This is a genomic window from Rhizobium sp. LjRoot254, from assembly GCF_964254105.1.
Classification (GTDB): domain Bacteria; phylum Pseudomonadota; class Alphaproteobacteria; order Rhizobiales; family Rhizobiaceae; genus Rhizobium_E.
Map to the genome: position 1 here is coordinate 5,045,904 of NZ_CAXUSM020000001.1, position 23,423 is coordinate 5,069,326.

Consider the following 23,423-nt stretch of genomic DNA (forward strand, 5'->3'; position numbering starts at 1 on the left):
GGGCAAATCAATGAACAAGCCGAAATACCGCATCATAACGATCGCCAATCAAAAGGGCGGCGTTGGCAAGACAACCACCGCAATCAACCTGGCTACTGCGCTGGCGGCCATCGGCGAGCGGGTACTGATCATCGATCTCGATCCACAGGGCAACGCCTCGACCGGTCTTGGCATCGATCGCAAGGATCGCAAGCTTTCCACCTATGACCTTCTCGTTGGCAATAACACCGTGGCTGAAGTCGCGATGCCGACTGTGGTGCCCAATCTGTCGATCGCCGCATCCACCATGGACCTGCTTGGCGTTGAGATGGAGATCGGTCACGAGAATGACCGCGTTTTCAAGATGAAGAAGGCATTGCAGCACTCGGATGCCAACGTCTATGACTATATCCTGATCGACTGCCCGCCATCCTTCAATCTCCTGACCATGAACGCACTGGCGGCGGCGCAATCCGTTCTGGTTCCGTTACAATGCGAGTTCTTTGCACTTGAAGGCTTGAGCCAGCTCTTGGAGACTGTCGATCAAGTGCGCCGGACGGTCAATCCGGCCCTTGATATCCAAGGCATCGTGCTGACGATGTTTGACTCGCGCAACAACCTCGCCCAGCAGGTGGTGTCTGATGTGCGCCAGCATCTGGGAAGCAAAGTTTATCAAACACTTATACCCCGGAACGTGCGGGTTTCAGAAGCGCCGTCCTATGGCAAGCCGGCCATTCTCTACGATCTGAAATGCGCTGGCAGCCAGGCATATCTGCAGCTCGCATCCGAGGTGATCCAGCGCGAGCGGCAGAGCCGCGCAGCATAATCGATTCTTAGGCGAAACGAGTTTGGAATAGGCAGATGAACGACGATCCCTCAAAGCGCCGACTTGGACGCGGCTTGGCTGCATTGATTGGCGAGATGGACCAGCCGATGTCTGAGATGGCGAGCAGGCCGAGCATCAGTGCCGATCGCAAGGTGGCGATCGATCTGGTCGTCCGCAATCCGAGAAATCCGCGCAAGCATTTCGCCGAGGAGGATCTGCAGGATCTGGCCTCCTCGATCCGTCAGCATGGGATCGTGCAGCCGGTCGTCGTGCGTTCCGTCGCAGATGGCCGATTCGAAATCATTGCCGGCGAGCGTCGTTGGCGGGCGGCCCAGCTCGCTGGGCTGAACGAAATTCCTGTTATCATACGAGAAGTTGACGATCGCACTGCGCTCGAACTTGCAATTGTGGAAAATGTCCAGCGCGCCGATCTCAATCCCGTCGAAGAAGCGCTTGGCTACGAGCAATTGATCGCCGAGCACGGCTATACGCAGAACGACCTCGGCGAGATCATCGGCAAGAGCCGCTCGCATGTCGCCAACAGCCTGCGCCTGCTCAAGCTTCCCGACTTGGTGCGCGATATGCTATTCGCCGGCACGCTGTCTGCCGGCCATGCAAGGGCCTTGATCCCGACAAGCGATCCACTCGGCCTGGCGCGGACGATCGTCGCCAAGGGGATGTCCGTCCGCGATGCGGAGCGCCTAGCGCAGAACAATATCAGGGCGCAAAGCAATCCGATACTCGAGACGAAATCCGCCGAGAAAGATCCCGATACGCTAGCTCTGGAGCGCACGCTCTCGGATAGCCTCGGTCTCAGCGTCACCGTCAACCACAAGGGGACGGGCGGCAAGCTAATGATTTCCTATAAGTCATTGGAACAACTGGAAGAAATCTGCCGGCTGCTCGAGCGCCGGTAATCGATTCACCTACGGAACGATCAGCCTCTTGAACGACCACGTGCTGCAATGAGCGTCGTCGCGAGCAATGTCTGCATCGCGATCGTGTCCTCAAGACTGGAGCGTTGACGGCTCTGCAGGATCGCTGCCTGGAGGCGGTTCATCTCGGTCGAGACGGCTGCGGCGTTCCAGTTGCGCAACGCGCTCTCGATCACCGGCTTGCGGCGGAAATGAAGGTGGCGGCCGTGGATGTTCAATGCATCCTGGGCGCTGACGCGTCTCTCATCCATCTCGGCCCGCATGAGATCCAGCATCTGAAACTGGCGCAGGCAGACCTGCAGCACGAGAAACACAGCGGTCTTGGAGGCCACGACCTTCTGCACAGCATGCAGGAAATCAGGCAGATCGCCCTTGAGGATCGCATCCACAGCATCATCGGCGGATATCGCACTGGCATCGCCGACGATATCGAGAATGTGCTGCTCTTCGATCGTGCCGTCGCCTTGGGCGTAGAGTGCCAGCTTGCGGATCTCGTTGCGGGACGCGATGCGGTCGCCGCCGAGACTGTCGAGCAGCAGCGAACGGGCATTGGCAGTGATCCGCAAGCCGGATGCGGCTAGTTCTTCATCGATCAATGAATTCAATGCCTTGACATCATCCGCATAGCAAGGAATGGCGATTGCGGCCGAGGCACCTTCGGCCGCTTTGCGGAGATTGGCGCCCTTTTTCAGGTCTCCGGCCTCTATTATGATCCAGGCATTATCCGGTGGATTCTGGGAGATGCCAGAGAGCGCGTCCGACAAGTTCTTGTCCGCGCCGGCACCCTTGATCCATATGAGTTTTTCGCCGCCGAACAGGCCGGTCGAGTTGGCTTCGTCGTAGAGCCGGCCCGGGTCGGCATTGATATCGGAGGCTTCGAGCCGCATGAAGGAGAAGGCGTCTGATGTATCGACGCCGGTCATTTTAGCCAGCTCGCCGGCGCGCTCGGAAACCAGACCCCGATCAGGGCCATAGATCAGGAATATGCGATATTCCTTCGCCCGCCGTTTGACGAACTGGTCGAATTCGTGCGCCTTGATCTCCGCCATCGCCCGCCCCTTACCGGCCGAGCCAGCTCGCGATATCGGCGCGCATCAACTCGGCAAGTTCACGTGCAGCGCGGTTCTCGGCATCACGGGTGGCGCGGATCTTGGCGAATTCCTGGTTCGGGTAATCGACTAGTGCCACGGCGCGACGCTTGCCTGTCTTGAGGATTTCCCCCGTTCCATGGCGAGTCAGCGTGAAATCGGCGCGCACTTCGACACGACCGGCGCGAGGCAGGTCGGTGTCGAGATCGAGCAGAACGCCGATATAGCGGGTGGTGACGTTGAAATCGACGTCATATTCGGGATTGACCGGCTCGCCTGCACCCCGGCCTGCCATGAAGACGAGATTGTTGCGGACTTCGAGCTCGACACGGTCGTCGGCCTCAGAGAAATCGATCGAAGCAAGCGCTGCCGCGGTATCCGAATTGGTGGCGTAGAGTGGCTTGACCTGGCAGCTGGCGGCAAAAAGCATCGCCGACAGCCCGGCTGCGGTCATGATCCAGCGGCCGAGCCCGAAATTTCTCACGTCAGACAACGACATTCACGATCCTTTGCGGAACCACGATGATCTTCTTCGGCACTTTACCGTCTAGCGCAATGCGTACGCTCTCAAGTTCGAGCACCGCGCGCTCGACCAGACTTTGATCCGCATCGCGGGCAATTGTCAAATCCGCGCGCTTCTTGCCGTTGATCTGGACCGGCAGGGTGATCTCGTTTTCGGCGACCAGCGCCTCGTCGTAGACCGGCCATGCGGCCTCTGCGACGATGCCCTTGCAGCCGAGCAGCCTCCAGCACTCTTCGGCGAGATGCGGCGTCATCGGGGCAATGAGGCGGATCAGGATTTCGACGGCCTCGCGGCATGCGGAGACGGTGGCCGGTTCGGCCTTGCCGGCAGCAACCTGACCGAGGGGGGTCGCGAGCGCGTTGACCAGTTCATAGATGCGGGCAACGGCCTTGTTGAAGCCGAGACGGTCGTAATCCGACTGGACGGCCTTCAAAGTCTTGTGGGCAGTCTGGGAGACAACCAATGCTTCGCCATCTTTAGCCGGCTTAGCTTCGGAAGTCTTCAGGACGTCGGCAGCTTCCGAAACCAGACGCCAGACGCGCTGTACGAAGCGGTGCGCGCCCTCGACGCCAGCTTCCGTCCAGATCACGTCGCGGTCGGGCGGCGAATCGGAAAGCACGAAAAAGCGTGCCGTATCGGCCCCATAGGAGCCGATGATATCGTCAGGATCGACAACATTCTTCTTCGACTTCGACATCTTTTCGATAGAGCCGATCACCAGTTCCTCACCGGAGGACAGCATATAGGCGCGGCGCTTGCCGTCGACTTCCTCGATCTTGATCTCGGCCGGTTCGATCCAGGCGCTGTTCTGGCCCTCGCCGAGGCGATAGGTCTCGTGTACAACCATGCCCTGGGTGAACAGGCCCTTGAAGGGCTCGTCCAGACCCACATGACCCGTCGCCCGCATCGCACGGGTGAAGAAACGGGAATAGAGTAGATGCAGGATCGCGTGCTCGATGCCGCCGATATACTGATCGACCGGCAGCCAGGCGTCGGCGGCCGCGGGGTCGGTCGGCGCGTTCTCCCAAGGCGCGGTGAAGCGCGTGTAATACCAGGAGGAATCGACGAACGTATCCATCGTGTCGGTTTCGCGACGCGCATCCCTGCCGCATTGCGGGCAGCCGACGTGGCGCCATGTCGGATGACGGTCGAGCGGGTTGCCGGGCAGGTCGAAGGTCACATCATCCGGCAGCTTGACCGGCAGATCCTTCTTCGGGACCGGAACGACACCGCAGACTTCGCAATGGATGACCGGGATCGGGCAGCCCCAATAGCGCTGACGGGAAATGCCCCAGTCGCGCAGGCGGAAATTGACCTTGCGCTCGCCTTGAGGCGTGCCGTCGAGCACGGCGGCGGCCAGGCGTTCGGCGACGGCGTCAAACGCCGTATCGGTGTCCATACCGTCGAGGAAGCGCGAATTGATCATCGTGCCTTCGCCGATATAAGCTTCGTCGGTGACCTTGAAAGCATTCTTATCAGTGCCGGGCGGCAGCACGACGGGAACGACCGGCAGGCCATACTTGTTGGCGAAATCGAGGTCGCGCTGATCGCCTGACGGGCAGCCAAAGATCGCGCCGGTGCCATATTCCATCAACACGAAATTGGCGACATAGACCGGGATTTCCCATGCGGGATCAAAGGGATGGACGACGCGGACGCCCGTGTCTATGCCCTTCTTCTCGGCTGTTTCCATTGCAGCCAGCGAGGTGCCATGCCTGCGGCATTCGTCGCAGAATTCGGCAATCGCAGAATCTCTCGCAGCGGCTGCTCTCGCCATTGGGTGATCGGCCGAGATCGCCATGAAGGAGGCGCCGAAGATCGTATCCGGCCGGGTCGTATAGACGGTGAGATCGTGTTCGTTCGCCGGCGAAGTGCCGGGGACGACCTTCCAGCGAACGATCAGGCCCTCGGAGCGGCCGATCCAGTTCTTCTGCATCAGCCGGACCTTTTCCGGCCACTGGTCGAGGTGATCGAGCTGATCCAGCAGGTCCTGGGCGAAATCGGTGATCTTGAAGAACCACTGGGTCAGCTCGCGCTGTTCGACCAGTGCGCCGGAGCGCCAGCCGCGGCCGTCGATGACCTGCTCGTTGGCGAGCACGGTCATGTCTTCCGGGTCCCAGTTGACCTTGGAATTCTTGCGGTAGACCAGGCCCTTTTCCATCATGTCGAGGAACAGATGCTGCTGACGCTGGTAATATTCTACGTCGCAGGTAGCGAATTCGCGCGACCAATCGAGCGACAGGCCCATGCTTTTCAGCTGGCTGCGCATGGAGGCGATGTTCTCGTATGTCCAGGTCTTGGGATGGATCTTGTTCTTCATCGCGGCGTTTTCCGCCGGCATGCCGAACGCGTCCCAGCCCATGGGATGCAGTACGTTGAAGCCCCGCGCGCGCTTGTAGCGGGCGACGACATCACCCATCGCATAGTTGCGCACATGACCCATATGGATGCGGCCCGAGGGATAGGGGAACATTTCGAGCACGTAATATTTATCACGCGGATCGTTGTTGTCGGTCTCGAAAACCTTGTTTTCGGTCCAATGTTTCTGCCAGCGCGGCTCGACTTCGCGCGGGTTGTAACGTTCTGTAGCCATTGTACTCTGCGACCTGAATTCTCGGAAATTTGGGGCTGACCTTCATCATGAAAGGGTGCTCGCGTCAAGCTTTCCGGGCCTTGCAATCGGCGCGCGATGCGCTAGTCAGGGGCGGAACAGAGGATTTGAAAATGACGGTTCTGGAGCGGTTCGAAGAGATCAAGGCACGGACGGCGAAGGCTGCCAACGAGGCGGGTCGCACCGATCGCGGCGCTGAACTCGTGGCCGTCACCAAGACTTTTGGCGCCGACGATATCCGGCCCGTGCTTGAAGCCGGCCATCGGATTTATGGCGAAAACCGGGTGCAGGAAGCCGAGGGCAAATGGCCGGCGCTCAAGGCGGAGTTTTCCGGCATCGAGCTGCATCTCATCGGGCCGCTGCAATCGAACAAGGCAGCGGATGCAGTCAAGTTGTTCGACGTGATCGAGACGATCGACCGGGAGAAGATCGCGCGCGCGGTGAAAGCCGAGATGGACAAGCAGGCGCGCCCACTCAAGCTCTACGTGCAAGTCAATACCGGCCTCGAGCCGCAAAAGGCCGGCATCGCACCCGACGATACGGCGAAGTTCGTCGCGCTCTGCCGGGATGAACTTGGCCTGGCGGTCGAGGGGCTGATGTGCATACCGCCGGCGGATGAAAATCCCGGGCCGCATTTCGCGCTCTTGCGCAAACTCGCCCGGGAGAGCGGCGTCGAGCGGCTCTCCATGGGCATGTCCGGCGATTTCGAAACGGCGATCGCCTTCGGCGCGACAAGCGTCAGGGTCGGTTCAGCGATTTTCGGATCACGCTGAGCGGCTTGCCGAGGAAGCGCGCACGGCTTGAATCAGGAACAGCGCGATGGCGATGATGCCGAGGATCGAGCCGATCTTGGCGAGTATGTCGCTCCTGCCCGTCAGCGCCATTATGATGCCCGGGAACATGAACCAGACGGCAACATGCGTCGCCGCGACCTGGATCTTGGCGAGCATGGTCTGGGCCGCCCCCGGAAACAGCGTGTAGAAGCCTCCGAAGATCGCCATCAGCACCCCGCCGATGAGATTGAGATGGGCATGCGCCGGCGCCAAAGTATGGTCCTGCGTGGCCGACATCCAGACACCGAATACCATGCCGACGAGCAGGTAGACGGGCGAAGAGATCCAACAGATTCTGGCAAGCGTGTTCATGAAAACTCCCCCATGCAAGAACAACGGATCAATTCTATATTTCAGCGTAGACTTTGGCAAACGACTTATTTGCCTAACCTATTATCAATTGCATCTTTGCTGGGTGCATTTACTCGTTGCCAGTGCTAAGTACCTTGGCTGGCCGAGCTTCGCACGCTTGCGATGAACCAATCGACAAAAGCGCCGACTTCGCTGCGCGTGCGGGATTGCGTCACGACGAAATAGCTCTCGTCTTCCATCGTGGCGATATCCGAGAGGACGATGACGTCGCCTGCGGCGATTTCGCGGGCGAAGACCTCGACCGGGCAGAGTGCGACGCCGTGGCCGGCGATGACGGATGTCGCGAGCAGATTGAAATCCTGGAAGATCGGGCCTTTCATGGCGGGCATGGGCAGAACGCCTGCTTTCGCGAACCAAAGCGTCCAGTTCGCGGTGTCCTCGTCGTGCAGAAGATTGGCGCGGGCGATATCCGTCGGCTCGCCGCCGGTCATCCTGGAGAGGTAATGTGGGCTCGCCACCGGCCGGTTGATGCGCGAGAACAGTTTGCGGTTCGTGGTACCAGCCTCGTTGCCGGCTGTCAGCGTGATCAACACGTCGGCGTCGAAATCGGCCAGCCGGTCGCTCGCCTTGGCATAGATGACGCGAAGATCGAGGTTGGCATGGTCTGCCTGCAAATCGGCGAGCAATGGTATTAGCCAACGGCTTGCAATGGAGGGGATGCAGGCAATCGTCAGGCCAGCCGGGTAGCTCGCCCGCCGGATCGAGCGGCACTCAGCCTCGATCTGTCGGAAGCTGTCGGTCAGGGTCGTGGACAGCGCGGCGCCATGATCGGTGAGCATGACATTGCGGCCCTCCTTGCGAAACAGTTTAGTGCCGAACCATTCCTCGAGATGCCGGATATGATGGGAAATCGCCGCATGCGTGACATTCAACTCGTCACCGGCGCGAGAAACGCTCAGCAGGCGGGCGGCGGCCTCGAAGGCGCGCAGGGCGTTGGCGGGCGGCAGGTTCATATGTCAGAAAATCTAACTGGTTCGTAAGGTATCGTCAGTTTTCATCGAGCAGTCCGGCGAAGTAAATAGTGCTCACGGTAAATCTGTTATTTTTCTGGAGAAGAGAATTGTTCAAGCGAAGCCTTGGTGATGTCGAGCAGTCGGATTTCTTCGTCGAGTGGGGCAATGGCACCAGCCATCGCATGCTGACCGAGATGGATGGCATGGGCTTTACCGTTTGCCATACGGTGGTGCGGGCGGGCAGCGAATCCGTGCTCGAATACCGCAACCATCTGGAGGCCTGTTACTGCATTGAGGGCGAAGGCGAGGTTGAGGACATGCAGGGCAATGTCCTGCCGATCAGGCCCGGCGATATCTATGTGCTCGACAAGCATGACAAGCACTATCTGCGCGGCGGCAAGGCCAGCGACCTGATCCTGGTCAGCGTCTTCAATCCACCGCTCAAGGGCACCGAGCGGCACAGGTTGGATGCCGGCGAAGGGTCGGCTTACTAGGAATAAGAAGAAACATACGACCAGAAACTGAAAAGCCCGGAAAGTGGTGAACTTCCCGGGCTCTTTTCATGAAATTACTTGAAGGCCTTAGAAACGCTCTTCTTCTTCCTCGTCGCGGTTGCCGGTGAGCGACTTGAGTTTTCGGAAGACGGCGTCGGCGTCGATCTCCTTCTCGGTCTCCTCGACGGGCGCGCGCTCGGTCTCGCGGGCGGATTCGAGCGTCGCGCCCGACTCTTCGGCGGTTTGGAACGGCCGGCCCTTGGAGGCCTTCTCGATTTCCATGTCGAGGTCGATCTGCGAGCAGAGGCCCAACGTCACGGGATCCATCGGGGTCAGGTTGGCCGAATTCCAGTGCTGGCGGTCGCGGATCTGCTGGATCGTCGACTTGGTGGTGCCGACGAGGCGCGAAATCTGCGCGTCCTTGAGTTCCGGATGGTTGCGCACGAGCCAGAGAATGGCGTTCGGGCGATCCTGGCGCTTGGAAACAGGCGTGTAGCGCGGTCCCTTGCGCTTGGACTCCGGCACGCGAACTTTTGGTTCGGAGAGCTTCAGCTTGCGCATCGGGTCGGCTTCTGCGCGGGCGATCTCGTCGCGAGACAGCTGGCCGGTCGAAATCGGGTCGAGACCCTTGATGCCCTGGGCCGCTTCGCCATCGGCGATCGCCTTGATCTCGAGCGGGTGCAGCTTGCAGAACTGGGCGATCTGGTCGAACGACAAAGCCGTGTTGTCCACCAGCCAGACGGCGGTCGCCTTGGGCATGAGGAGCTGCTGCTGTGCCATGAGAATATCCTTCTTGAACGTCCGCGCCGGTGCCGCAGGCCGTGGTTGTGTTCCACTATGTCCGGGAAATTTGCGCGGCTTATAACCGATGTGTCGCGGAAATGCAATTCTCTGATCTTCTACTTTATTCTGTTGACCAAAGTTGGATTGCCGACACCGATGTTGCTGCTATTCATATAGCACGAATTGGCGTAAGAGGCGCGAAAATATCGCGTTTCAATGGGAGGAATGCATGGAGGTCAAGGTCCATCCGGTGTTGGAGTCCGTGAAGTCGCGGGCGCTCATCGACAATGAAACCTATCTGGAATGGTACAAGGAAAGCGTCGAAAATCCCGACGCTTTCTGGGCCGAGCATGGCAAGCGGATCGATTGGTCCAAGCCCTTCACCAAGGTCAAGAACACGTCCTTCGAAGGCGATGTCCGGATCAAGTGGTTCGAGGATGGCGAGACCAATGTTTCCGTGAATTGCATCGACCGGCACCTTGCGGAGCATGCCGACCGGGTGGCGATCATCTGGGAAGGCGACGATCCGTCGCTCAGCAGGAAGATCACCTATCGCGAAGTGCATGAGCAGGTCTGCCGGCTCGCCAATGTGATGAAGGAACGCGGCGTCAAGAAGGGCGATCGCGTCACCATCTACATGCCGATGATCCCGGAAGCGGCCTATGCGATGCTGGCCTGCACCCGCATCGGCGCCGTGCATTCGGTGGTGTTCGGCGGCTTTTCGCCGGATGCGCTGGGCGGCCGCATCGTGGATTGCGAATCGACCTTTGTGATCACCGCCGACGAAGGCCTGCGCGGCGGAAAGCCCATTCCGCTCAAGAACAATGTCGACAAGGCGATCGATATCGCCGCGCGTGGCCGTGTCACGGTCAAGGATGTCGTCGTCGTGCGTCGCACCGGCAATGCGACCGGTTGGTCAACGGGCCGAGACGTCTGGTATCATGAGGAATGTGCCAAGGTGAGCGCCGACTGCGCGCCGGAGCCGATGAATGCCGAGGATCCGCTGTTCATCCTCTATACGTCGGGTTCGACCGGTAAGCCCAAGGGCGTGCTGCACACGACCGGCGGCTATCTCGTCTATGCCTCGATGACGCATCAATATGTTTTCGATTATCACGAGGGCGATATCTACTGGTGCACGGCCGACGTGGGCTGGGTGACCGGCCACAGCTATATCGTCTATGGGCCGCTTGCCAATCGCGCCACGACGCTGATGTTCGAAGGCGTGCCGAACTATCCCGACCAGGGCCGGTTCTGGGAGGTGATCGACAAGCACAAGGTCAACATTTTCTACACAGCGCCGACGGCGATCCGGGCGCTGATGGGTGCCGGCGACGATTTCGTCAAGCGCTCGTCGCGGTCCTCGCTCCGGCTGCTGGGCTCGGTCGGAGAGCCGATTAATCCCGAGGCCTGGGAATGGTATTATCACGTGGTCGGCGACGACCGCTGCCCGATCGTCGATACCTGGTGGCAGACCGAGACCGGCGGCATCATGATCACGCCGCTACCGGGTGCCACCGACCTCAAGGCCGGCTCGGCGACGCGGCCGTTCTTCGGCGTCAAGCCTGAGCTCGTTGATGGCGAAGGCAAGGTGCTGGACGGCGCCACGGACGGCAATCTCTGCATCACCGATTCATGGCCCGGCCAGATGCGCACGGTCTATGGCGACCACGAACGCTTCATCCAGACCTATTTCGCCACTTATAAGGGCAAATATTTCACCGGTGACGGCTGCCGCCGCGATGCCGACGGCTATTACTGGATCACCGGCCGCGTCGATGACGTGCTCAACGTCTCCGGCCACCGGCTCGGCACGGCCGAGGTCGAATCGGCGCTCGTGTCGCATGCCGATGTCTCGGAGGCGGCCGTCGTCGGCTATCCGCACGACATCAAGGGCCAGGGCATCTATTGCTATGTGACGCTGATGTCTGGCGTGCAGGGGTCCGACGAATTGCGCAAGGCGCTGGTCGGCCATGTCCGCACCGAGATCGGCCCTATCGCTTCGCCCGACAAGATCCAGTTCGCACCGGGCCTGCCCAAGACCCGCTCCGGCAAGATCATGCGCCGCATCCTGCGCAAGATCGCCGAGGACGATTTCGGTGCGCTGGGCGATACATCGACGCTGGCCGATCCAGCGGTGGTCGATGATTTGGTTGCCAACCGGCAGAACAAGAAGGGTTGAGTTTCGCCCGAAATCGAGCAGGCCCGGCGGGGGAAGCCGGGCTATTCTCGTTCAGCAGCCCTGCTGCTGACGTATGTCATTGACCTGCTCAAGCGTATAGCAAACGTTCTCGCAGGGAATGCCGTCGCTGTCGCCATCGGCGCGGCGGTAGCCATTGCACCAGATTTGGACTGCCTCCTCACAGGAACTCACCTGCTTGCAGGTGACGCGCACGTGTTGAAGTAACTGATTGCCCATTTCAAAAGGCATTACAGAGACCACCATTGCGGCGAAAATAGAAATAACCGGTGTCACGATTTGCTCCCTGGAGCGGATACTATCAGACTCCTGTGGAGGTCAGCCAGCAACCAGCCGCAATCAGCAGTTCTCCGGCACCTTGCGCCCGCCATCATAAATGTGGGCGAGGCCAGTGCCGATCATCGCGGCGCCGATGTCGGTGTCTCCTTCCGCCGTCACATCGGCGACGATCCGGCCAAAATACTTGTCGCCCGAGATATTGGTTAGCCGGATTCTGCCGGTCGCCAGATGCGACAGGGCTTGCTTCGCCCGCTCGGCAGCGCGGCGGGCTGTATTGCATTTCGATTTCATTTCCGGTGCATCGATGCCCCGGATGCGGACCAGCACCGCGATCGAATGCTGCGGCCAAGGTCTTGCATTGACGAGCAGGGTGTCGCCATCGATGACAGAGATGAGCTCGGCCTCGACCGGCCCTTCGACAATATTCCGCACCGGATTTTCGCGCGCCAGTGATGGTGCCGCGATGGGCAGCAAGATCAGGAGAGCGGAAAGGACGTAGCGTGAAATCATGAGAAGGAATATATTCCGGAATATTACGATTCGCAACCGGAAAATATTCTTACAACTAGAAATCGATAGCGCGGCCGTTTACTTCCCAATCACCGAAGCGAGCGGGATCAGCGCCGCCGCGTCCGCCGACTTCCTGAGGCATTTCGGGTTGTGCTTGCGCCTTGCGGCGTTCTTGCGCTTCGGCGAGTGCGCGTCGGGCCGCTGGGCTCAGCTTTTTCTCTAGCGGGGCCGAATCATTTGCCGCTTCCGGTATCTTGCCTGTCATCGCTTAAACCATGAATATTGAACTCAAAGCGCCCCAATCCCATTCTATAAGGCAAGTATCACAGCCCGCAATGGCGTAATCGCCCCGGGACATTGGAGAAAAGGATGAATTTCGTTCGCACGGCAATGCTTCTCGCCTTCCTCACCGCGCTCTTTATGGGCGTTGGTTACCTGATCGGTGGACAAGGCGGTATGCTGATCGCATTGGTGATCGCCGCAGGCATGAATGTGTTTTCCTGGTGGAGTTCCGGCGACATGGTGCTGCGCGCCTATGATGCGCAGCAGATCGATGCGAAGAACGCGCCGGAATTCTTCGAGATGATCCACGACCTCAGCCAAAAAGCCGGGTTGCCGATGCCGAAGGTCTATCTGATCAATTCCGACCAGCCCAATGCCTTCGCCACCGGCCGCAATCCCGAAAATGCCGCCGTCGCAGCGTCGACCGGCCTGTTGCAGCGGCTGACGCCCGAGGAAATTTCGGGCGTGATGGCGCACGAACTTGCCCATATCGAAAATCGCGACACGCTGACCATGACGATCACCGCGACCATTGCCGGTGCGATCTCGATGCTCGGCAATTTCGCCTTCTTCATGGGTGGTTCGCGCGACAATGACAGGCCGTTCGGGTTCGTCGGCGTGATTGTGGCGATGGTGGTGGCGCCCTTCGCCGCGATGCTGGTGCAGATGGCGATCAGCCGGACTCGTGAATACGCCGCCGACCGCCGCGGCGCCGAGATCTGCGGCAATCCGCTGTGGCTCGCCTCGGCGCTCCGGAAGATCGAGGCGGCCGCGCACCGCATTCCCAATGCCGATGCCGAGCGCAATCCGGCCACCGCGCATATGTTCATCATCAACCCGCTGTCCGGCGAGCGGATGGACAATCTCTTCTCGACGCATCCGGCTACGGACAACCGCGTCGCGGAGCTGGAGAAATTCGCTCACGCCATGCGGCAGACGCCACGCCAGCAGCCGCAGGCGCGCGACGCACAGCAGCCGGATGGTGAAACGCGCCAGGGGCCGTGGGGGCCCTCGACCGAGCCGGTCGAGCCTGTTAAAGCGGAGCCGAAGCCGCGTTCGAGCTCGGTTCCCAACATTACCTGGGGCCGGGGCGACCGCAAACCGCCCGAAGGACCCTATTCTTGAATTATGACCCGAGGCGTAGCGCGCCGCGCAAGCCATCCGCTCATGTAAAACCCAAGCGTGAGCACAGCCCGCTTTCGGACAAGCCGGGCTTTCAGCCGCGCGCGGCTGCCGTCAAGATTCTCTCGGCCGTCATCGACCAGAAGACTTCGCTCGATGGCATGCTGGATGACGACCACGGCAATCCGGCGTATCGGGCGCTGACGCCGGCGGACAGGGCGCTGGTCAAGGCGATCATGAATTCCTGCCTTAGGCACCTGACCTGGATCGATGCGATCTTCGACAGTTTCCTCGACAAGCCGCTGCCGGAGGGTGCACGCAACTTGCGCCACATACTTTCGGTCGCTGCCGCGCAAATCCTGTTTCTCGATGTGCCCGATCATTCGGCCGTCGATATCGCGGTCGAACAGGCGCGTCTCGATCCACGATCCGCCCGATTTGCCAATCTCGTCAATGCATTGTTGCGGCGGCTTGGTCGCGAGAAGGACGAGGTGCTCGCTGCCGTGAGCGCAGAGGTACCGGTGTTCCCCGCATGGTTCCAGACCCGGCTTGAGAAGGTCTATGGCAAGGCCACCGCCGATGCGATCGGGCAGGCCTGCCTGACGCCGGCGCCCGTGGACCTGACCGTGAAGGACGACCCCAAGCGCTGGGCGGACAAGCTCGGCGGCACGGTGCTGCCGACCGGCACGGTGCGGCTCGATGCGTTCGATGGCTCCGTCACGGCGCTCCCCGGCTTCGATGACGGCGCCTGGTGGGTGCAGGATGCCGCTGCGGCGATTCCGGCTCGCCTGATGGGTGATCTCATGGGCAAGCGTGTGGCCGATCTCTGTGCCGCACCTGGGGGCAAGACGGCGCAGCTTATCCTGAAGGGCGGTAACGTCACTGCGGTCGAGCAATCCGCCAACCGGATGAAGCGCCTCAAGGGCAATCTCGCACGGTTGGGCTACGAGGCCGATTTCCAGCAAGCCAAGCTTGAGGATTTGAAACCCGCTGAACTCTTCGATGCCGTACTTCTCGATGCACCATGCTCATCGACCGGCACCATCCGCCGCCATCCCGATGTCTACTGGACCAAGGACATGGCCGATGTCGAGAAGCTCGCCTCGGTCCAGGCGCGGCTGCTGCGCAGCGCTTTCGGTCTCGTCAAGCCGGGCGGAACCCTGGTCTTTTCAAACTGTTCGCTTGATCCGCTTGAGGGCGAGGAACTGGTCGCGGCCTTCCTTGCGGAGGTGCCGGATGCCGAGCGCATGCCGATTCGGCCGGAGGACTGGCCGGGCCTGGAGGAGGCGATCGACACCGTCGGCGACTTCCGCACGACGCCTGTCATGCTCGGCGGCATGGACGGATTCTACGCTTCGGTCCTGCGCCGCAAGCCTAACTGAATCGGTGTACATCCGTACGGTGCTGTATCATTCCGGCACATCATTCGGTTGACCGTCCCCGATTTTAATTTTACCTAAAGCTGAAACACGTAAGCAGTTGCGTTATGAGCGTATCCGGGCGTCGCAGATACCTGTCGCACTATATGGGGGAAACGCGGCGGCGGTTCTCTCGCGGCTTCGCTGCATTCCGTGTCACCATGATGCCCGGCCTGCGGCGCACGCCGAAGAGCCTGGTCGTTGCGCCAACCGACCTGCGCGCCGCCGATCCGTTTATTGCCGAGGAGATCGCGGAAGGCCGTTTCCCGCTTGCCGGCCGCGCACTCGATACCCATGGCTATTCGCCGTTTTCGATTGAACTGCCCTCGAAGGAATTCGCGAGTCGATTGCATAGTTTCTCCTGGCTCAGGCATATCAGGGCGACCAAATCCGATACCCACTACACCATCGCCCGCCAGCTGACCGACGAATGGATCGCGCTGCACGGCAAGCGGATCACGGGTATTGCATGGGACGCGGATGTCACGGCGCAGCGGATCGTGGCGTGGCTCTCGCATTCGACCGTGGTGCTGAAGAACGCCGACGTGAATTTCTATCGCCGGTTCCTCAAGAGCCTGGCGATGCAGATCCGCTATCTCGAACTGACGGCACGCCATGCGCCGGATGGCGAGATCAGGCTCAGGATCCGCATCGCGCTGGCGGTCGCTACCGTGTCGCTCCCCGCCTCGGCCGGACGGCTCAAGCGGGCGTCAAGGGATCTCGATCGCGAGCTGGAACGGCAGATCCTCGGCGATGGCGGCCATATCTCGCGCAATCCGCGCACCGGGCTCGAACTGCTGTTCGACCTGCTGCCGCTGCGCCAGACCTATGTCAATCTCGGTCACGACCTGCCGGCGCGGCTGATGCCGGCGATCGACCGCATGTATCCCGCGCTCAGGTTTTTCCGCCATCAGGGCGGCGAACTGGCACTATTCAACGGCGCCACCACGACGCTTGCCCATGAACTGATGTCGGTGCTGCGCTATGATGAGACGGCGGGCAAGCCGTTCCGGGCGCTGCCGCATATGCATTACCAGCGGCTTGCGGCGGGCGACACGGTGATCATCGTCGATACCGGCGTGCCGATCTCGACCTCCATGTCGCGCACCGCCCATGCCGGCTGCCTGTCGTTCGAAATGTCCTCCGGCAAGCACCGGTTCGTCATCAATTCCGGCGCCCCGCGCTTTGCCGGCGAGAATTACCGCCAGCTCGCACGCGCGACGGCGGCGCATTCGACGGTGACGGTCAACGACACAAGCTCCTCCCGCATCTCTAAATCCGGCATGGCAGGCCCCGTTTTTTCCGAGGGCGTCACCAGGATCAAGCTGGAACGGCAGGAGATCGGCGACGACGGCGGCGACGGGTTGATCGTCAGCCATGACGGCTATGCGGAGCCTTTCGGCCTGATCCACGAGCGCACGTTGCAGATCAATGCGGCGGGCAGCCAGATTCGTGGCAACGATAGGCTGGCGCTGGAGGATGGTTCGGACCCGCCGGTCAGCACCGAGACGCGGGCAGTGGCACGCTTTCATATTCACCCGCAGATCGAAATCCGCGAGGTCGATGAGCACGAAGTGCGCCTTGTCGCGCCCGATGGCGAGACCTGGGCGCTTTCGACGCTCGATGCGGCAATCCGGGTCGAGGAAGACGTGTTTTTTGCCGATCCGAGCGGCATAAGGGCGTCGCAACAGCTTGAACTGAATTTCGAGCCGGGCGAGTCGCTCGAGATTCAATGGGTGCTGAGCCGCATTGCCAGCGCCGGCAGCAACTAAAAATCCCGTTGGTCAGGCCGAATCCGGTTTTCTCCGCGGCCCCGCTATGATAGGCGACCGGCAACCCCCTTCTCCCGCCGACGGAGCGCCCCCATGGCCGTGCAATCCAAGAACATTCCCGCCCCCGACGAGGTCAAGATCCGGACAGCGCTGATTTCGGTCAGCGACAAATCAGGCATTGCCGATCTGGCACGTGAACTGGCCGGGCTGGGGGTCAGGATTCTCTCCACCGGGGGCACGTTCAAGGCGCTGAGCGCCGAGGGCATAGAGGTCGTCGATGTCACCGATGTCACGGGTTTTCCAGAGATCATGGACGGACGTGTCAAGACGCTGCACCCCAAAGTCCATGGCGGCCTGCTCGCCATTCGCGACGATGTCGAGCATGTCGAAGCGATGAAGGCACATGGCATCGAGGGCATCGATCTCGCCGTGATCAACCTCTACCCCTTCGAGGAGGTGCGAGCGCGGGACGAGAACTACGCCCAGAGCGTCGAGAATGTCGATATCGGCGGGCCGGCGATGATCCGCGCCTCGGCCAAGAACCACGCCTATGTGACTGTCCTCACCGATCCGGCCGATTATCCCGAACTGTTGGACCAGCTCAAGGCGGACGGTACGGTCGCTTATGGCTTCCGGCAGAAGATGGCGCAGAAGGCGTTCGCGCGCACGGCAGCCTATGATGCCGCGATCTCGAACTGGCTGGCGGAGGACCTCAAGATCGATACGCCGCGGCACCGCACGATCGGCGGAGTTCTGCGCGAGGAAATGCGCTATGGCGAGAACCCGCACCAGAAGGCGGCGTTCTATGTGACCGGCGACAGGCGCCCGGGCGTTGCCAATGCGACGCTGCTGCAGGGCAAGCAGCTTTCCTACAACAATATCAACGACACGGATGCCGCTTTCGAACTGGTGGCCGAATTTTCGCCGGCTAACGGTCCGGCCTGCGCGATCATCAAGCATGCCAATCCCTGCGGCGTGGCAACGGCGACAAACTTGAAGGATGCCTATCTCAAGGCGCTTGCCTGCGACTCGACCTCGGCTTTCGGCGGCATTATCGCCTTGAATTCCTTGCTGGATGCGGCGACGGCAAGCGAGATCGTCAAGCTGTTCACCGAGGTTATCATTGCACCCGAGGTCAGCGACGAAGCCAAGGCGATCATTGCGGCCAAGCCCAATCTCCGGCTGTTGGTCACCGGCGGCCTGCCCGATCCACGCACGCCGGGTCTCACCGCCAAGACCGTCTCCGGCGGCTTTCTGGTCCAGACCCGCGACAATGCCATGGTCGAGGACCTCGACCTCAGGATCGTGACGTCGCGCGCGCCCTCGGCGCAGGAACTCGAAGACATGAAGTTCGCTTTCAAGGTCGCAAAGCATGTGAAATCAAATGCCGTCGTCTATGCCAGAGACGGCCAGACCGCCGGCATCGGCGCCGGCCAGATGAGCCGCGTCGATTCGGCCCGCATCGCCGGCATCAAGGCCGAAGAGGCTGCCAAGGCGAACGGCTGGGCCGAGCCGATGACCAAGGATTCGGCTGCCGCATCGGAGGCGTTCCTGCCTTTCGCCGATGGCCTGCTTTCAATGATCGCTGCCGGCGCCACCTCCGTCATCCAGCCCGGTGGTTCGATGCGCGACCAGGAGGTGATCGATGCCGCCAATGCGCACAATGTGGCGATGGTCTTCACCGGCTTCCGCCACTTCCGGCACTGAGCTATTTGTCGGTCTTGTTCGCCGGATAGGGCGTAAACAGCAGGATCAGCAGCCCGATTGCGAAGAAGGCGATCAGCGAAGCCATGCCGACGCGGGCCGACGCCGTCAGCCAGATCAGCAGGCTGTTGATCGCGGTGGCGAGGAAGGATGTCGCGCGGCCGGAGAGCGCGTAGATGCCGAAATAGCGGCCGGCCTCCTCGACGCTGACGCTTCTGGCGAGATAGGATCGTGACGAGGCCTGCACCGGGCCGAAGGCGAGGCCGATCAGCAGGCCGTAGAGGATGTAGACCTTCTCAGCCATGGTACCGAACAGGCCGCCGGTGTCGTCGCTCGACAGTTGCGCCAGGCCGAACAGCGTGAACCCGGGGCCGGTTGAAATGATGCCTGACGTGGCGATGATCAGCAGGATCAGGCAGATCACGATGATCGCCTTGGACCCCATTCGGGCATCGAGATAGCCGGCGATGAGGCAGCTGAAAATGGCGACGAAGGCCAGCATGATGCCGAAGAGGCCGGTCTCGGTCGTCTGCCAGTCGAACATGTTGGCGGCGAAGGCGCCGCCGAGGAACAGCAGGCCGTTGATACCATCCTGAAAGATCATCCGGGCGATGAGGAATTTCAAAAGCCCCGTGCGGTCGAGAAGGTCCTTCAGCGTCGCGCCGAGTTCGGTCAGGCCGCGGCCAACGGCTTTTCCTAGGGCGACATGCTTCGAACTGTCCGGCGTGAAGAGAAACATCGGCAAGATGAAGACGAAATACCAGATTGCCGAGAGCGGTCCTGTGATACGGGCATCCTCGCCCTGGGCAGGGTCGAGGCCGAAGAGCGGCGTGATACCGATGATAGTTTTTCCGGTCGTCGGGCTTCCGGCAAGAAGCAGCAGCACGGCGAAGAGCGCGATCAGCCCACCGGCATAACCGAGGCCCCAGGCGATGTTGGAAATCTTGCCGACGCTTTTGCTGTCGACAAGGCGCGTCATCATCGAATCGTTGAACACGATCGAGAATTCCGCAGCGATCGAGGCCAGCACGATGAGCAGGCCGATGGCGAGCAGCGAACTGCCGGGCGCGGCATACCAGAGCCCCAGCAGCGAGATGATCTTGATCGTCGCGAAGAAGGCGATCCAGTGCTTGCGGTTGCCGGTCTCGTCGGCGATCGAGCCGAGGATCGGCGAAAGGACGGCGATGATGATCGAGGAGACTGTTCCGACATTGCTCCAGGCCAATTGGCCGGCATTGGGATCGGCCGCCATGCGGGCGGCGAAATAGGGGCCGAAGACGAAGGTGATCACGACGGTGAAGAACGGCTGGGCGGCCCAGTCGAACATCATCCATCCCCAGATCGCGCGTTTCGGTACGGCGCGTTCCGGTTGAGAGGTTCCGTCAGCCACTTGAATTTCCCTGCATTTCGGCTCCAAGGTGCCAGAGTTGCACTTTGCGGCGACGTTATCAAGACAAGCAGCTTCGGACGGCCATCCACGAATTTGATTGACAATCTGTTGCACTGCGGCAATTGAAACTGATATCAGGGAGTGGATCGAAATGGATAGCGGCAGCCCGGCGGAAATCGTGGCGATATCCAGCCATGTCGTGCGCGGCGCGGTGGGCAACCGGGCAGTTGTATTCGCGCTGGAAACCATGGGCTTTCCGGTCTGGTCGCTCCCCACCGTCATCCTGCCCTGGCATCCCGGACATGGTCCTTCGACACGCATAACGACGCCCGACGGACAATTCGCCGCTGCGATCGAGGACATGACGGATTCCCGCTGGTCGGGGCATATTCGCGCGGTGATAACAGGCTATTTCGGCAGTGCCGCACAGGTCGCACCGGTGGCGCGGATGATCCGCCGTCTCAAGGAAAAGACTCCCGGCCTCATCTATGCCTGCGATCCGGTGATCGGCGATTCAGGCGGACTTTATGTGTCAGCTGCGATCGCCGAAGCCATCCGCGACGAACTGCTGCCGCTCGCCGATATCGCGACGCCCAATCGTTACGAGCTCGGCTGGCTCTCGGGCGCCAGCCTCGACAGCAATTCGCAGATCATCGAGGCGGCACTGGCGCTGGGTCCCGGCAAGGTGCTCGTCACCTCGGCGGTGCCGATGATGGCGGGTGGCATCGGCAATCTGCTCCTGACCGACCGGGTGGCGCTGCTCGCCGAGCACCGCATGGTCGGCGACGCGCCGAACGGGCTGGGCGACCTGACATCGGCGCTGTTTCTCGCGCGCCTCCTGAAGGGCGAGGCCGAGGAGCGGGCGCTGCAGATGACCACGGCGGCGGTGTTCGAGATTCTCGCCCGTTCGGTCAAGCGCGGCGCCGACGAATTGATGCTTTCCGAGGATTACTCAAGTTTTCTGACGCCCATGGCCATGGTGCAGCTTCGCCAGTTGCTGCATCCGTCGCGGGCCAGGAAAAAATAGGCAAGGAGCAATGATGGACACGTTCCCCACGCATCTGCTGGATGGCTACCGGAATTTCATGGAGGGCCGCTACTCGTCCGAGCAGGGACGCTACCGGCAGCTCGCCGAAACCGGCCAGACGCCGAAAACGATGGTGATTGCCTGTTGCGATTCGCGCTCGGCGCCGGAGACCATCTTCGACAGCGGTCCGGGCGAACTGTTCGTGGTGCGCAATGTCGCCAATCTGGTGCCGCCTTATGCGCCCGACGGCCAGAACCACGGCACCTCGGCAGCGCTCGAATTCGCCGTCCAGTCGCTCAAGATTCGGGAGATCGTCGTCATGGGTCACGGCCGCTGCGGCGGCATCCATGCAGCCCTCAACCAGGGCGGCGAGCCGCTGTCGCCGGGCGATTTCATCGGCAAGTGGATGAGCATGCTGCGGCCGGCGGCCGAAGAGGTCACGCAGTACAAATCGATGACGGCATCCGAGCGGCAACGTTCGCTGGAGCGCATCTCGATCCGCATCTCGATCGAGAACCTTCTGACCTTTCCCTGCGTGCGCATCCTGCAGGAGCGGCAGAAGATCACGCTGTCGGGCGCCTGGTTCGACATTTCGACGGGTGAGCTCTGGGTGATGGATTCGCAAACCGGCGATTTCACCCGGCCCTATATCCACAATCAATAAAAAGGCGGCCGGAGCCGCCTTTCGACATTTGGCTGGCTCTAGAACTTGACCGCCCTGGCCTCTTCGATGAGCTTTCCGGCGTCTTCGGATAGCAAATATCCTTTCCGGACAAGATTCCAGGTCGCGGCCGAATAAGCCTTCACATAGTCCTCCGATGACCCGTAGAGCGCCTTCAGCTTATCGCTGGCAAATGGCTTCAGTTCCGGGCAGCCATCGCTGAGCAGCGGCAAGCCCTCGCCGTAAGCATTGACGGGAACGGCCACCATGGGCATGCGAAGGCCGCCTTTCGCAGTGCCGTGCTCATCATAGTCCACATCGAACGTGCCTGGCTTCAAGGCGATCGGATCGGCGCCGGGTGGGACGACGCCGTGCTCGACCCAGGCTATCAGATGCTCGTACATCGCCTTCTCGGCCATGTAGAGCGGCACCTCGATGCGTCCGGCGGCGCAGGTCCAGGCCACCCATTCGCTGCCGCCGAGCAGATCGCCCTTGGCGAGATCCTTGTGGTCTGCATCGCCATAGAGGTATTGCCAGCGCCAGCCGTGGTTCGCGCCGGCGAGTTCCCAGGTGCGGGACTTGTCGGTTTCGGTCGCGCTGTCGGGCTTGGGATTGTGCTTGCGATAGGGGAAGAAGTCCCATTGCGAGTTGATCAGCATCAGCGGCGCCGCGCGGCCCGGAATGGCCTGCTGCGGATCGTCGGCGGCAAGCGGTGTGGCGCATTGATTGATCGGGCTACCCTCGGGCGTGGTCGCGGCTTCCAGCAGGTAGCCGTCGAAGACGGGCACCTTCTTTCCACCGGCATCGATCTGCGCCTTTTCGTGGAAATATTTATAGTAGGTGACGATATAGTTGCCGGTCTGGGATTCGCCGGTGAGCAAGACGGTCCTGGCCGGCACTCCGAGCGGATTCTTGTCGCTGCGGAACATCGTGCCGACCTGGGTGATGATGTCCCAGGCAAGCCCGTTTTCCTCAAGCTTGGAGATGTTCGGCGTGAAATCCTTGTCGCCCGGCATGAGGCCGCAGCTCTGCTTATCGACCGGCACGGGGTTTTCGAACTTGAGCCGGCCGTACCGTTCGGGGTCGAACTTGATCAAGCCGAGGAACACGGCGGGCTTCGCCGTGATGCCGACATAAATGTCGCCGTTGGCGAGCAGCCGTTCCCAAAGCGCCGACCAGATCGCGGTCCAGTCGTAGAGCGCGCTCGGATTGATGATTTCCACGACCACACGGCCACTGAAATTAGCCATGTCAGAGGGTCGGCGGATCGTGATGCGGGTTGTGTAAGCACCCTCGCCCTTGATCGTGGTGGCATAGTTGCCATTGGGCGCCCAGTCATAGACATTGGCCTTGCCTGATATCAGGTATTCGTCTTCCTGATATCCATAGCTGGCCAGGTCGATCGGCGCGACCTGCCAAGCGGCGCCATTGAAGATGTGCGAAGTGGGTGTAACCGAGATCGGTCCCTCGACCTTGGGTGCGGCGAACATATCGGCGGCGATCGCATGAGCAAAACTGGTGGAAAGCAGCAGTAGCGCTACTGCCGCTTTGGTGATCATCGTATGGCGAGACATTGGCAATCCTCCGAGCGGTAGATATTGACTAACCGAGATGTATGTTGACCTGTCGGTCAATAGTTGATCTGGCGTGCGGAAATGTCA

The 23,423-nt window shown here is 60.9% G+C and carries 22 protein-coding genes; 11 read left to right on the plus strand and 11 right to left on the minus strand.

All coding sequences use genetic code 11. The annotated features are described in order from the left end of the window. Positions 1-10 precede the first annotated feature (10 nt). Together ACSQ26_RS24880 and ACSQ26_RS24885 are read left to right on the plus strand one after the other, a co-directional pair. On the plus strand, positions 11-805 hold the full coding sequence (locus tag ACSQ26_RS24880; protein ID WP_436013694.1) for a ParA family protein: 795 nt from the start codon (positions 11-13) through the stop codon (positions 803-805). A gap of 35 nt (positions 806-840) precedes the next feature. Next, positions 841-1,722, plus strand: a complete 882-nt coding sequence (locus ACSQ26_RS24885) for a ParB/RepB/Spo0J family partition protein (protein ID WP_436013696.1) — start codon at positions 841-843, stop codon at positions 1,720-1,722. 20 nt (positions 1,723-1,742) lie between these two features. Here ACSQ26_RS24885 and holA read toward each other — a convergent pair whose 3' ends face one another. Genes holA through leuS form a run of 3 tightly spaced genes read right to left on the minus strand, consistent with a single transcriptional unit; the run spans position 1,743 to position 5,944 of the window. After that, entirely contained in the window at positions 1,743-2,789 is a 1,047-nt protein-coding gene (gene holA / locus ACSQ26_RS24890; RefSeq protein WP_436013698.1) for a DNA polymerase III subunit delta, read from the minus strand. A gap of 10 nt (positions 2,790-2,799) precedes the next feature. Then, the gene (gene lptE / locus ACSQ26_RS24895) at positions 2,800-3,327 is read right to left on the minus strand and encodes an LPS assembly lipoprotein LptE (RefSeq protein WP_436013700.1); all 528 of its coding nucleotides are present in this window, start codon (positions 3,325-3,327) and stop codon (positions 2,800-2,802) included. Continuing rightward, complete coding sequence (gene leuS / locus ACSQ26_RS24900; RefSeq protein WP_436013702.1) at positions 3,314-5,944, minus strand: leucine--tRNA ligase; 2,631 nt, start codon at positions 5,942-5,944, stop codon at positions 3,314-3,316. The genes lptE and leuS overlap by 14 nt, the downstream gene beginning before the upstream one ends. A 131-nt stretch (positions 5,945-6,075) precedes the next feature. Between leuS and ACSQ26_RS24905 the strand changes: the two genes are divergently transcribed. Next, positions 6,076-6,735 (plus strand): YggS family pyridoxal phosphate-dependent enzyme, encoded by a 660-nt coding sequence (locus tag ACSQ26_RS24905; protein ID WP_436013704.1) that lies wholly within the window; start codon positions 6,076-6,078, stop codon positions 6,733-6,735. Here ACSQ26_RS24905 and ACSQ26_RS24910 read toward each other — a convergent pair. Both ACSQ26_RS24910 and ACSQ26_RS24915 read right to left on the minus strand, forming a co-directional pair. Continuing rightward, positions 6,727-7,107 (minus strand): hypothetical protein, encoded by a 381-nt coding sequence (locus tag ACSQ26_RS24910; protein WP_436013706.1) that lies wholly within the window; start codon positions 7,105-7,107, stop codon positions 6,727-6,729. The genes ACSQ26_RS24905 and ACSQ26_RS24910 overlap by 9 nt on opposite strands. Before the next feature lie 125 nt (positions 7,108-7,232). Continuing rightward, positions 7,233-8,120 carry a LysR substrate-binding domain-containing protein gene (locus ACSQ26_RS24915; RefSeq protein WP_436013708.1) on the minus strand — a complete coding sequence of 296 codons (888 nt, stop codon included), beginning with the start codon at positions 8,118-8,120 and terminating at the stop codon, positions 7,233-7,235. Positions 8,121-8,227: 107 nt separating this feature from the next. Here ACSQ26_RS24915 and ACSQ26_RS24920 point away from each other — a divergent pair, with 107 nt between their 5' ends. Beyond that, the gene (locus ACSQ26_RS24920; RefSeq protein WP_436013710.1) at positions 8,228-8,614 is read left to right on the plus strand and encodes an ectoine synthase; all 387 of its coding nucleotides are present in this window, start codon (positions 8,228-8,230) and stop codon (positions 8,612-8,614) included. An 87-nt stretch (positions 8,615-8,701) separates the two neighbouring features. Here the strand turns inward: ACSQ26_RS24920 and ACSQ26_RS24925 are convergent, their stop codons facing one another. After that, positions 8,702-9,394 (minus strand): DUF1013 domain-containing protein, encoded by a 693-nt coding sequence (locus tag ACSQ26_RS24925; RefSeq protein ID WP_436013712.1) that lies wholly within the window; start codon positions 9,392-9,394, stop codon positions 8,702-8,704. Between the two features lie 232 nt (positions 9,395-9,626). On the opposite strand from ACSQ26_RS24925, the gene acs reads away from it, so the two are divergent. After that, positions 9,627-11,579, plus strand: coding sequence for an acetate--CoA ligase (gene acs, locus ACSQ26_RS24930; RefSeq protein WP_436013714.1), 1,953 nt, complete (start codon positions 9,627-9,629; stop codon positions 11,577-11,579). Positions 11,580-11,630: 51 nt separating this feature from the next. Here acs and ACSQ26_RS24935 read toward each other — a convergent pair whose 3' ends face one another. The 3 genes from ACSQ26_RS24935 to ACSQ26_RS24945 all read right to left on the minus strand — a co-directional run bounded on the left by ACSQ26_RS24935 (position 11,631) and on the right by ACSQ26_RS24945 (position 12,651). After that, positions 11,631-11,873 (minus strand): excalibur calcium-binding domain-containing protein, encoded by a 243-nt coding sequence (locus ACSQ26_RS24935; RefSeq protein WP_436013716.1) that lies wholly within the window; start codon positions 11,871-11,873, stop codon positions 11,631-11,633. Positions 11,874-11,936: 63 nt separating this feature from the next. Next, positions 11,937-12,386 (minus strand): thermonuclease family protein, encoded by a 450-nt coding sequence (locus ACSQ26_RS24940; protein WP_436013718.1) that lies wholly within the window; start codon positions 12,384-12,386, stop codon positions 11,937-11,939. A gap of 55 nt (positions 12,387-12,441) precedes the next feature. After that, positions 12,442-12,651 carry a DUF1674 domain-containing protein gene (locus tag ACSQ26_RS24945; RefSeq protein ID WP_436013720.1) on the minus strand — a complete coding sequence of 70 codons (210 nt, stop codon included), beginning with the start codon at positions 12,649-12,651 and terminating at the stop codon, positions 12,442-12,444. A gap of 104 nt (positions 12,652-12,755) precedes the next feature. On the opposite strand from ACSQ26_RS24945, the gene htpX reads away from it, so the two are divergent. The 4 genes from htpX (at position 12,756) to purH (ending at position 18,687) form a co-directional block, all read left to right on the plus strand. Then, positions 12,756-13,793 carry a zinc metalloprotease HtpX gene (gene htpX / locus ACSQ26_RS24950; RefSeq protein WP_436013722.1) on the plus strand — a complete coding sequence of 346 codons (1,038 nt, stop codon included), beginning with the start codon at positions 12,756-12,758 and terminating at the stop codon, positions 13,791-13,793. Beyond that, positions 13,790-15,172: an RsmB/NOP family class I SAM-dependent RNA methyltransferase gene (locus tag ACSQ26_RS24955; protein WP_436013724.1), complete on the plus strand. Its 1,383-nt coding sequence runs from the start codon at positions 13,790-13,792 to the stop codon at positions 15,170-15,172. The genes htpX and ACSQ26_RS24955 overlap by 4 nt, the downstream gene beginning before the upstream one ends. A 104-nt stretch (positions 15,173-15,276) precedes the next feature. Beyond that, positions 15,277-16,980 (plus strand): heparinase II/III family protein, encoded by a 1,704-nt coding sequence (locus tag ACSQ26_RS24960; protein ID WP_436013726.1) that lies wholly within the window; start codon positions 15,277-15,279, stop codon positions 16,978-16,980. 93 nt (positions 16,981-17,073) lie between these two features. Then, positions 17,074-18,687, plus strand: coding sequence for a bifunctional phosphoribosylaminoimidazolecarboxamide formyltransferase/IMP cyclohydrolase (gene purH, locus ACSQ26_RS24965; protein WP_436013728.1), 1,614 nt, complete (start codon positions 17,074-17,076; stop codon positions 18,685-18,687). Between the two features lies 1 nt (position 18,688). Here the strand turns inward: purH and ACSQ26_RS24970 are convergent, their stop codons facing one another. Further along, the gene (locus tag ACSQ26_RS24970) at positions 18,689-20,014 is read right to left on the minus strand and encodes an MFS transporter (protein ID WP_436015461.1); all 1,326 of its coding nucleotides are present in this window, start codon (positions 20,012-20,014) and stop codon (positions 18,689-18,691) included. A 211-nt stretch (positions 20,015-20,225) separates the two neighbouring features. Here ACSQ26_RS24970 and pdxY point away from each other — a divergent pair, with 211 nt between their 5' ends. Both pdxY and ACSQ26_RS24980 read left to right on the plus strand, forming a co-directional pair. Next, positions 20,226-21,101: a pyridoxal kinase PdxY gene (gene pdxY, locus ACSQ26_RS24975; RefSeq protein WP_436013730.1), complete on the plus strand. Its 876-nt coding sequence runs from the start codon at positions 20,226-20,228 to the stop codon at positions 21,099-21,101. A 13-nt stretch (positions 21,102-21,114) separates the two neighbouring features. Next, entirely contained in the window at positions 21,115-21,765 is a 651-nt protein-coding gene (locus tag ACSQ26_RS24980) for a carbonic anhydrase (protein WP_436013732.1), read from the plus strand. A gap of 38 nt (positions 21,766-21,803) precedes the next feature. Here the strand turns inward: ACSQ26_RS24980 and ACSQ26_RS24985 are convergent, their stop codons facing one another. Further along, the gene (locus tag ACSQ26_RS24985; protein ID WP_436013734.1) at positions 21,804-23,336 is read right to left on the minus strand and encodes an alpha/beta hydrolase domain-containing protein; all 1,533 of its coding nucleotides are present in this window, start codon (positions 23,334-23,336) and stop codon (positions 21,804-21,806) included. Positions 23,337-23,423 lie beyond the last annotated feature (87 nt).

What these genes read in the sequence shown, in the direction of transcription:
- ACSQ26_RS24915 (WP_436013708.1), bottom strand. Translation starts at nt 8,120, where the DNA reads ATGAACCTGCCGCCCGCCAACGCCCTGCGCGCCTTCGAGGCCGCCGCC.
- ACSQ26_RS24945 (WP_436013720.1), bottom strand. Translation starts at nt 12,651, where the DNA reads ATGACAGGCAAGATACCGGAAGCGGCAAATGATTCGGCCCCGCTAGAG.
- lptE (WP_436013700.1), bottom strand. Translation starts at nt 3,327, where the DNA reads ATGTCGTTGTCTGACGTGAGAAATTTCGGGCTCGGCCGCTGGATCATG.
- htpX (WP_436013722.1), top strand. Translation starts at nt 12,756, where the DNA reads ATGAATTTCGTTCGCACGGCAATGCTTCTCGCCTTCCTCACCGCGCTC.
- pdxY (WP_436013730.1), top strand. Translation starts at nt 20,226, where the DNA reads ATGGATAGCGGCAGCCCGGCGGAAATCGTGGCGATATCCAGCCATGTC.
- holA (WP_436013698.1), bottom strand. Translation starts at nt 2,789, where the DNA reads ATGGCGGAGATCAAGGCGCACGAATTCGACCAGTTCGTCAAACGGCGG.
- ACSQ26_RS24940 (WP_436013718.1), bottom strand. Translation starts at nt 12,386, where the DNA reads ATGATTTCACGCTACGTCCTTTCCGCTCTCCTGATCTTGCTGCCCATC.
- ACSQ26_RS24925 (WP_436013712.1), bottom strand. Translation starts at nt 9,394, where the DNA reads ATGGCACAGCAGCAGCTCCTCATGCCCAAGGCGACCGCCGTCTGGCTG.
- ACSQ26_RS24970 (WP_436015461.1), bottom strand. Translation starts at nt 20,014, where the DNA reads ATGATGTTCGACTGGGCCGCCCAGCCGTTCTTCACCGTCGTGATCACC.
- ACSQ26_RS24960 (WP_436013726.1), top strand. Translation starts at nt 15,277, where the DNA reads ATGAGCGTATCCGGGCGTCGCAGATACCTGTCGCACTATATGGGGGAA.
- ACSQ26_RS24880 (WP_436013694.1), top strand. Translation starts at nt 11, where the DNA reads ATGAACAAGCCGAAATACCGCATCATAACGATCGCCAATCAAAAGGGC.
- ACSQ26_RS24985 (WP_436013734.1), bottom strand. Translation starts at nt 23,336, where the DNA reads ATGTCTCGCCATACGATGATCACCAAAGCGGCAGTAGCGCTACTGCTG.
- ACSQ26_RS24885 (WP_436013696.1), top strand. Translation starts at nt 841, where the DNA reads ATGAACGACGATCCCTCAAAGCGCCGACTTGGACGCGGCTTGGCTGCA.
- purH (WP_436013728.1), top strand. Translation starts at nt 17,074, where the DNA reads ATGGCCGTGCAATCCAAGAACATTCCCGCCCCCGACGAGGTCAAGATC.
- ACSQ26_RS24980 (WP_436013732.1), top strand. Translation starts at nt 21,115, where the DNA reads ATGGACACGTTCCCCACGCATCTGCTGGATGGCTACCGGAATTTCATG.
- leuS (WP_436013702.1), bottom strand. Translation starts at nt 5,944, where the DNA reads ATGGCTACAGAACGTTACAACCCGCGCGAAGTCGAGCCGCGCTGGCAG.
- ACSQ26_RS24910 (WP_436013706.1), bottom strand. Translation starts at nt 7,107, where the DNA reads ATGAACACGCTTGCCAGAATCTGTTGGATCTCTTCGCCCGTCTACCTG.
- acs (WP_436013714.1), top strand. Translation starts at nt 9,627, where the DNA reads ATGGAGGTCAAGGTCCATCCGGTGTTGGAGTCCGTGAAGTCGCGGGCG.
- ACSQ26_RS24905 (WP_436013704.1), top strand. Translation starts at nt 6,076, where the DNA reads ATGACGGTTCTGGAGCGGTTCGAAGAGATCAAGGCACGGACGGCGAAG.